1 protein-coding gene is annotated in these 480 nt (G+C 64.4%); it reads left to right on the top strand.

Annotated elements, in window-relative coordinates:
- Positions 1 to 480 (top strand): peptidase dimerization domain-containing protein (locus EN884_RS38125; RefSeq protein WP_164895525.1); only part of this gene is annotated, 480 nt, incomplete at both ends.

Genomic DNA, 480 nt, shown 5'->3' with positions numbered 1-480 from the left:
GCTTCCAGGGGCGAGAAATGGGATGCCTCTGTCGTCGGCGAGCCGACCAACCCGGATGCGCTGGGCGACATGATCAAGATCGGCCGCCGCGGCTCGATGTCCGGCGCCGTCACCGTCAATGGCCGCCAGGGCCATGTCGCCTATCCCTTGCTTGCCGACAATCCGGTGCGCGGGCTGATGAGCCTGGTCGATGCCTTGCTGCATCCGGTTTTCGACAAGGGAACCAGGGATTTCCAGCCGACCAATCTGGAGGTCACCTCCATCGATGTGGGCAACCCGGCCACCAATGTCATCCCGGCCAAAGCGACCGCGACCTTCAACATCCGCTTCAACGACACCTGGACGGACGAGACCCTGCAGGCCGAAATCCACAACCGGCTCGACCAGGCGGCCAGGCGCAAGAAGTACCGGCAGGGCAAGAAGACGCCGGTCGACTACGAGCTCGTCTGGCGCGACCGGCCGAGCCATGTCTTCCTGACC

Source organism: Mesorhizobium sp. M7A.F.Ca.AU.001.01.1.1, from assembly GCF_004022735.1.
Classification (GTDB): Bacteria; Pseudomonadota; Alphaproteobacteria; order Rhizobiales; family Rhizobiaceae; genus Mesorhizobium; species Mesorhizobium ciceri.
The sequence above is the reverse complement of the archived record's forward strand: the minus strand, read 5'-3'. Positions and strand labels throughout refer to the sequence as shown.